At 21.1% G+C, this 7,515-nt stretch carries 9 protein-coding genes and 1 pseudogene; 4 read left to right on the top strand and 6 right to left on the bottom strand.

The features are described 5' to 3' along the window. From AB6A63_RS01400 to AB6A63_RS01385, 4 genes are all read left to right on the top strand, one after another. A partial coding sequence (locus tag AB6A63_RS01400; RefSeq protein ID WP_370430906.1) for a UvrD-helicase domain-containing protein occupies positions 1 to 821 on the top strand: 821 nt, incomplete at its 5' end. Between the two features lie 43 nt (positions 822 to 864). Beyond that, positions 865 to 1,221 (top strand): 3'-5' exonuclease, encoded by a 357-nt coding sequence (locus AB6A63_RS01395; RefSeq protein WP_370430905.1) that lies wholly within the window; start codon positions 865 to 867, stop codon positions 1,219 to 1,221. Then, the gene (locus AB6A63_RS01390) at positions 1,116 to 2,210 is read left to right on the top strand and encodes a 3'-5' exonuclease (protein ID WP_370430907.1); all 1,095 of its coding nucleotides are present in this window, start codon (positions 1,116 to 1,118) and stop codon (positions 2,208 to 2,210) included. Before AB6A63_RS01395 ends, AB6A63_RS01390 begins: the two co-directional genes overlap by 106 nt. A 187-nt stretch (positions 2,211 to 2,397) precedes the next feature. After that, positions 2,398 to 3,186, top strand: a complete 789-nt coding sequence (locus tag AB6A63_RS01385) for a hypothetical protein (RefSeq protein WP_370430904.1) — start codon at positions 2,398 to 2,400, stop codon at positions 3,184 to 3,186. Positions 3,187 to 3,466: 280 nt separating this feature from the next. Here the strand turns inward: AB6A63_RS01385 and AB6A63_RS01380 are convergent. The 6 genes and pseudogenes from AB6A63_RS01380 to AB6A63_RS01355 form a co-directional block, all read right to left on the bottom strand. Continuing rightward, a pseudogene (locus AB6A63_RS01380) lies at positions 3,467 to 3,787 on the bottom strand (AAA family ATPase); the annotation flags it as partial. Between the two features lie 462 nt (positions 3,788 to 4,249). After that, the gene (locus AB6A63_RS01375; RefSeq protein ID WP_370430903.1) at positions 4,250 to 5,083 is read right to left on the bottom strand and encodes a hypothetical protein; all 834 of its coding nucleotides are present in this window, start codon (positions 5,081 to 5,083) and stop codon (positions 4,250 to 4,252) included. Continuing rightward, complete coding sequence (locus tag AB6A63_RS01370) at positions 5,061 to 6,017, bottom strand: hypothetical protein (RefSeq protein WP_370430902.1); 957 nt, start codon at positions 6,015 to 6,017, stop codon at positions 5,061 to 5,063. Before AB6A63_RS01370 ends, AB6A63_RS01375 begins: the two co-directional genes overlap by 23 nt. Continuing rightward, positions 5,977 to 6,381: a hypothetical protein gene (locus tag AB6A63_RS01365; RefSeq protein ID WP_370430901.1), complete on the bottom strand. Its 405-nt coding sequence runs from the start codon at positions 6,379 to 6,381 to the stop codon at positions 5,977 to 5,979. Before AB6A63_RS01365 ends, AB6A63_RS01370 begins: the two co-directional genes overlap by 41 nt. After that, entirely contained in the window at positions 6,381 to 6,677 is a 297-nt protein-coding gene (locus AB6A63_RS01360; RefSeq protein ID WP_370430900.1) for a hypothetical protein, read from the bottom strand. The genes AB6A63_RS01365 and AB6A63_RS01360 overlap by 1 nt, the downstream gene beginning before the upstream one ends. A gap of 44 nt (positions 6,678 to 6,721) precedes the next feature. Continuing rightward, positions 6,722 to 7,123 carry a hypothetical protein gene (locus tag AB6A63_RS01355; RefSeq protein WP_370430899.1) on the bottom strand — a complete coding sequence of 134 codons (402 nt, stop codon included), beginning with the start codon at positions 7,121 to 7,123 and terminating at the stop codon, positions 6,722 to 6,724. Between the last annotated feature and the right edge of the window lie 392 nt (positions 7,124 to 7,515).

The following is a 7,515-nucleotide window of genomic DNA, read 5'->3' as shown; positions in this document are numbered from 1 at the left end:
AAAAAAAAAAAAAAAAAAAAAAAAAGATAAAAAAAATGTCTCTTATACAAGAAAAATTTATTAATTCAAATTATTTTTATCATTATGTTAACGGCGCTGCCGGAACAGGTAAAAAAACTCTTTTTATGAAAAAAATAGATTATTTATTAAATGTTAAAAAAATATCATTTTCGCATCTTTTAATTTTATCTTTTTCAAATAAAACTCTTATTAACATTAGACATAATTTTATCAAAAATAATTTTTTCAACAATTTTTATATAAATGAAAACTACGAATCCAAAGAAACAATGTCAACTTTTCATTCTTTCACTTTTCGTTTCATTAATTATTTTGATTCTTTATTTGTTTTTAAAAAATCTATTTCATCTCTTCTTCAAGAAGAAATTATTAAAAATTTAACAACCCAAAATATGCTTTGTCTCAATGAAAGAATAGAAGACCTTATTAAAAAAATAACTTCTTATAAAAGATTTCAAATAGAAAAACAAATTTTAAAAAGAGCTCCTGAACTCTTAAAACAATTCAAATTAGATTTTTCAATAACAGACGATTTTAAAAAATTGTTTTCTCTTTATCAAGAATATTTAAACCAAAATAAAATGTTAGATTATGATGATTTATTAATTAAAACATACGAAATTTTAAAAAATCCTTCTCATGATTATTACATGTCTTTTTATGCTAATTATCGTCATATTTTTATTGACGAATTCCAAGATATCAATTTACTTCAGTATGAAATTGTCAATTTATTAATTAAAAATAATAATTATCCTAAAGAAGAATACAAAAAAACATTCTTTAATTTGTTTTGGTGATTTCAACCAAACTATTTATACTTTTCAGGGTTCTTTTTCTCTTTTGTTAAAATTGTTTCAGTTTGATTATCAATATAAAAGAACTCATTTAAATATTAATTATCGTTCTAATACAAGGATTTTAGAGGCTTCTAATGTTCTTCTTCAAGATTCATATAAACAAAAAACATATAAAAAAACAGTCGGCCGTTTTTCTTATACTATTTCAGATACTGAAGAACAATATTTTAATTTTGTTTTTCATCAAATTAATTTAATCAAAACTTACGCCATCGCGGAAGGAATCCTAATTCCATATTACACTATTATGCTCCTTTTTCGGACTCACTCCCATATTCAAAAATTCAAAAATTTTTTTCTCAACAATCATTTTATGATTTTCCTTTTACGGACGATTTAAACAATACCGAAAATAAAATAATTTTGTCAACTATTCACGCTTATAAAGGCTTTCAAAATGAAATTATTTTTTTGTTTCTTTGGCCTCGTCATAATCATTTTCATACTGATATGATAAATGAGAAAAAATTATTATATGTTACTTTTTCACGTGCTCAAAAGGATTTATATGTTATTACTGATGATAAAAATAATATGTTTAAATCCGTTTTTAAACTCCTTCAAAATCAAAATAAAATTAATTATCATCCTTTTAATATTCAGGCTGAAAAAGTCCATTTAGAATTAAATAGTTTATTTTTAGATCCGGCCCAACTTATCGCGGACCGTGATAAGTTAACATTAACATCATTATTATATAAAACTCTGACAAATCAAAATTTTTTAATTAGGTTTTTTGACGCGGAATTAGATTTTTCTTATTTAAACCCATCCAATCTTTCAAAACTTCAAAAATTAATTGATTTTAATAAAACAATTCAAAATCAAATCAAAATTTTTAAAGAAATTGATTATGGTATAGCTTCTCATGTCAATGTCTATTCTTTGAAATTGGACCGTTTTTTTTTAGAAAATCAAATTAAAAATAAGCTCCGCCGTGACAAAATTAATAAAAAAAATGATTTTATTATGTTAAACGAGGATTTAACAAAACAACAAGAAATTTTAAAAGAATCAATTAAACAAAATAAAAAAAATCCTGTTTATAAACAAGGAATTAATAAAAATATTCTTAATCTTAATCAAAAAAAGCGTAATTTAGAGAATATGCGCCGTAAGGCTCAACGTAAAGCTTTAAAAAATTTTACTAATCTTAAAAAACTCTCTTTTTTAACTTTAACAACCTCTATTACGAATCAAGACGGAACAAAGAGCCTCTTTGGCCGTGATGTTAACAATATGCAGAAAGCTATTAAATTATTTTTTAATTTTTTAAAGAAACAATTATTATCAAATTTAATTTCAAAATTTAATTATACTAAGGAATAAGCTAAAAATATAGTCAAACATTTTAAATATTTAAAAGTTTTAGAAACAACAAAAAGAGGTTTTATTCATTATCATATTCTTTGTAATATCGACCTTTTAGAAATGTTCGGTTTTCAAAATCATTATTTTTATGATGGTTTTAAAGATTCTTATTTTACTCATGAAAAATCAAAAAAATTAAAAAAAATTGAAGGTCGTAAAAATTCACCTAAAAGAGATAATAAAAAAAAGAGTCCGCCAAAGCGGGCCTATTGTTGTTCCTAATGTTTTTCAATATTGGGCTTCTATTGTTAATCTTCTTAATCATCGTTTAAAAAAGTTAAATCCATTATCTCAAAACCTTCAAATTATCAATCAAGAAGATTTAACAAAATCCGAAATTTCGGAAGCTGCTTTTTTTCAAGAAAAATTAATTTCTTCAAATATAACTGAGATGATAATTGATTACGTTGTTAAATATGTTTCAAAATCATCCTTAGGAACAAAAAATTTTTATTATCGTCATTTATTTCAATTTTCAAGAAATTGTAAGAATCCTGAAACAACTAAACAAATAGGCTTATATCCTTTTGATTTTTTCGAAATCGAAAAAAAATATCCTTTTTTATCTCGTTTTACTTATACGAGAATTGAAAAAAATAATCCTATTTTAAGAGGTTTTAAAAATAGTTTTCAATTAATGAATCAAAATAATAATTTAAATACTTCTTATATTTCAGCTGAGTTTTCTAAACATAAAACCAAAAGAAATAAAAAAGCTCTTTATATTGTTGATTTATTTTTAAAATCTTGTAAAGATTTTTTTTTAAGAAACAATATTAAATTAATCTCTTTTGATGAAAAGAAAGAAAGAAAAGACACTTTAAATATTTTTTCTTTTTTTACTCATTCTTTTGAAAAATTTTATTTATCTTATCGTGATAATTTATTGTCTTTTTTTCAAAATGATAGTCAAGATTTTTTTATTAAAAATTAATCAAGTCTTAAAAGAAAATATTATTTCTTGTCGGTATTAATAAAAAATATTTCAATTTTTTTAATTAAAGTTATTTTTATTTATTTTAAAAATAAAAATAACTTCCGGCCCCAATTATGCATTTTTTTAAAAAAACTTGTTTTTTTAAAAAAAAATCATTTAAATATGTTATACTAAGTATATAAATTTTTGAAAAAAATTACTTTTTTATTATTTTTTAAAGCTCTTTTTTTAGAGTTATAAAATACTTCATAAAAAGTATGCAAAAATGCCTTTAAAACCTAATACTTGAAGCTCCAACACCTACATAAACTTCCACAAACTCTGAACCGCTCACGGCGTAAAAAGGAACATTCGCTTCGCCAGCTAACGCTTTCGCTAAAAGAGTTTTTCCAGTTCCTGGAGGACCTTCTAATAAAACTCCTTTTGTAATAACAGCTCCCATTTTTTGATATTTATGTGGATTTTTTAAGAAATCAATTAATTCCTTCATCTCTTCTTTTTCTTCTTCGTTACCAGCGACATCTTTGAAAGTAAAAAGAGATTTTTGTTCAGTTGAAACTTCAGGATTATTATTTAATTTTCCTGATTGTTTTTTTATATTAGAAATAATGTAAAAAATAAAAATAGAATATCCAATAAAATTAAAAATAGCTATTATAAAAGTTATATTTTCTTTATATTTAAAGATAAACCATGGTTTATTCTCTTTCTATATTAACTTCTTCGAAAATAGCATTATTTTTTATTAAAAATTTTATAACTTCATCATAATCTTTTTGTGGTATTAAAATGTTTTGTCTCTATGTTGTTTTTATCTATCAATTTAAGATAAAAAAACATATTATTATTAGGCATTAAAACATTTATTTTTTTATATTTATTAATATCTTGTGTAAAATTTTCATATTCGTTTATTCTATTTTTATAAACATTTTTATCATAAAATGTATCTAAAAAAATTAACAATAAACATACATTAACAATAAAAAAATAATTAAAAAAATATTAAATAGTTTTTTAATATTTAACGATTTCATCATTTTGAAAAACCTTTTCTTATTCATAATAATATATTATTTGTAATAGTACAAGATTGCACAGTGAATAAAGGAATATTCGGTAAAATTTCAAAATATTTTTGTTCTAAAGATTGATAACACATCATCATCATTTTTTGTTTAATCTCTTGGTTTAATAAATTATTATTTTGTAATTTGTTAATTATAAAAGCGTTTAATTCAAACACATTGCCTTTAAAATGATTATTTGTTTTATTGATTCCTATAAAATTTTTGGAAGCATATCGAAAATCATTTGTTAATTTTGATTTTTGTGTCTCAGATATTAAATTTAACTGTTCTGTAAAATCAATATCAAATATATAATCGTTATACGAATTTGATATAAAACCCAACATAGTATTGTTAAAATCATCGGTAGAAAAAAAATCCATAAATAAATCACATTCGCTATAGACGTCATATAAAGAAACGAGATTACCTTCTTTTAAAGAATAATATTTATCATCATTAATGATAGGAATCTTTTTTAAAATAATTTTATTATTAAAAATATTATTTATTTTATTGCTTAAATAATCAAAAATGATTTGATTTCTTTTATCTTTAGTGTCAATTTTTACTTTTAATTCTATCGGAGAAGACAATGATCCTAAAGATAATTCGTTATAAGCTAGATTAAAAAATTCTTTGGCTTTGATTTCGTTATAAGTTTGTTCTATATTTATTGGGTTATTATTTGTTTGTGATATTCCAAGGTTCGATGTTAACAAATTAGAAAAATTTTTTAACATTTCATTTTTTTTAGAATAATGCCATTCAGATAATTCAGAAATAGGATGATAGACAGCTTTATAAAAAAGGGAAAATATCATTTATCATTTGTTGACGATCGAAAGCTAAATATAAAGATTTTCTAAAATTTGGATTATGAATGATTTGATGAGAAAAATTATAATTTAACCATTTATCTAATTCGTTTATATATTTTAGTAATTTGTCTTCTGAAGAAAAAATTTTCCTTAATATTTGTTTATATTTTTCACAAATATCTTGATAATCGTTCAGAGAATTAATTTGATTTAAACCTTCTTCAATTATTTGTGTCGATTTATTATCTTGTTTATTTTTATAGTATGTTGAAAAATATTCTAATTGTTCTTTAATTTTAGATTTTAAATAATTCTTTTTTGTAGCAAGATTAAAACCAATAAAAAATTGCCAACTATCTAATTTAAATTCTTTTTGATATTTATCATTATTTAAAAGAACTCTATTTAAATCTTGTTCATCGTAATCAATTTGTTTCATTATATCTTCTAAAGGCGAAAAACGAGATATTTTATTGTCTTTAAATAGTTGAGATTCTGTTTTTTTATCGGCTCCTAAATAAACAATATTTTTTAATTCATGATGAAGATCTGTAAGTATTAATTTCATATTTTGAGGTTCAAATTCGGAAATTCGATAATTTTTTCCATATGACAACAAAGGAAAAGATTTGTTTCCGTATAAGTTTTTTAAATCTTTACAAGATATTTCTTCGATATATTTAGGCGGTAACAAAAATATTTCTTTATTGAAAATATTTAAAATTTCATTAATTTTGTTTGGTGAAATATCTTTTTTAATATATAACTTTATTTTTAATGGTTCTGTTGAAAATGTTTCAAAAAAAGAGTTAAAAATTTGGTCTTTTTCTTTTAAACGATATTCTAGAATGTATTTATCATAATCATATAAAAATAAAAGATTTTTTCCTAAATCGTTATCTAAATAAGTTTTTAAAGTGTATTTGAAGGTGTTCATTATTGATGATTTCATTATTTTCAAATTTTAAATTAGGTTTTATATTTATAGTAATTTGATTTTTTAAATTATTGCTTGTATTTAATTCATATTGTTCGTCTATAAAATTTTGTTTTAATAAATCTAAAATTTCTCGAATATAAGAATTTGAAATTTTTAAAGGATTTATTATCGGTGGAAAATCTGTTTTTTCTAAACAAATAACATTAGAATTATTTAAAAAATTTAAATTATTTATATTTTGTGGAGGAGTTGAATTATTTTGTATTAAATAATTCATTAATAAAAACGAAGAAATACTAAATAAAAATAATAATATGATAAATTTTTGATATTTTTGTAAAAATTTAATTGATAGTTTCATTATTCTAATTTTGTTTCAGTTAATGGATTGTTTGTTTTATCTGTCCAATCATATTTTTTGATAGCAAAAATATATATTTTTCGATTTTTTGTATTTTTTATATCTTCTAAATTTAATTCATTATATTTTTTATGGAATATTTGATTGTTTTTGGTTTCTTTATATATTTTTTGTTCTTTTTCTTCATTTGATAATGTTATAAAAATTAACATTTTTTCGTTTTCTGTATTTTTTTGGATTTTATTATTTTGCGATGTCGATTCACCGACAAATAATAAAGTATCGAGTTTACCCAAATTATAATCATTAATAACACTTAATCGAACAATTTCACTTATTGCTATTTTTTTTCGATTTGTTCTTTGAAATCTTGATCTTCAAATAAATCATCTAATTTGTCCAATTTTTTTTCAATTATATTGTTTTTTTCTTTGTTTGTTTCTTTGTATATTTGTTGCAATGATGTTCCAAGATCAACTTCATGAATGAACTTAGAATTATTTATACAGTATTCTTCTAATTCTTGTAAAGAAGCATCAAAATATTTGTTACCATTAATAAGTTCGTTTTCTTCCATTTTTGGGATAAATATCAAATAAGGTAATTCAATTTTGGAACTTCGAGAATAACCTTTATTTATACATATTAAAGCGAATTGTTTTGCATTATCATCATAATATTCTAATGCTGTTTTAGCCTTATACAATTTTGTTGTTGATTCTTCTCCGTATGTTTCTTTCATTTTGTTAATAAATTCATCTAAATTTTCGAATTTTTTTTGTTCATGTTTAACATAACTTTCTCTATTATTTATAACTGTATCTTTTTTTGGAGTTTCGTTTTTGTCTCCTTCCCTGTACTTAATTTATAACCTATTATAATAACGGTTATAAATAAAATAATCGTTGAAATAATCAAGATTATTTTTGAATTTTTTCTTATTTTATTCATATATTTTTCTTTCTGAAATTTTAGTTTGGTAAATATAAACTTAAAATAATTATAAATAAAAAAAAAAAAAAACAAGTGATATGTTTTTTTATCGTTAAATCAATAAAATAAATATTTTTTGATTAAAATTAAAATTTTCTTTTTGAACAAATTTTTTATTTAAGATTAATAAATTTTTTAGAT

Origin of the sequence: 'Camptotheca acuminata' phytoplasma, assembly GCF_041276565.1 — a bacterium.
Lineage (GTDB): Bacteria > Bacillota_I > Bacilli_A > Acholeplasmatales > Acholeplasmataceae > Phytoplasma.
This window is presented reverse-complemented; position numbering and strand designations above follow the sequence as displayed.

Coding starts and splice junctions, on each gene's coding strand:
- AB6A63_RS01355 (WP_370430899.1), bottom strand. CDS start 7,123: ATGAAAGAAACATACGGAGAAGAATCAACAACAAAATTGTATAAGGCT.
- AB6A63_RS01375 (WP_370430903.1), bottom strand. CDS start 5,083: ATGATATTTTCCCTTTTTTATAAAGCTGTCTATCATCCTATTTCTGAA.
- AB6A63_RS01370 (WP_370430902.1), bottom strand. CDS start 6,017: ATGAACACCTTCAAATACACTTTAAAAACTTATTTAGATAACGATTTA.
- AB6A63_RS01365 (WP_370430901.1), bottom strand. CDS start 6,381: ATGAAACTATCAATTAAATTTTTACAAAAATATCAAAAATTTATCATA.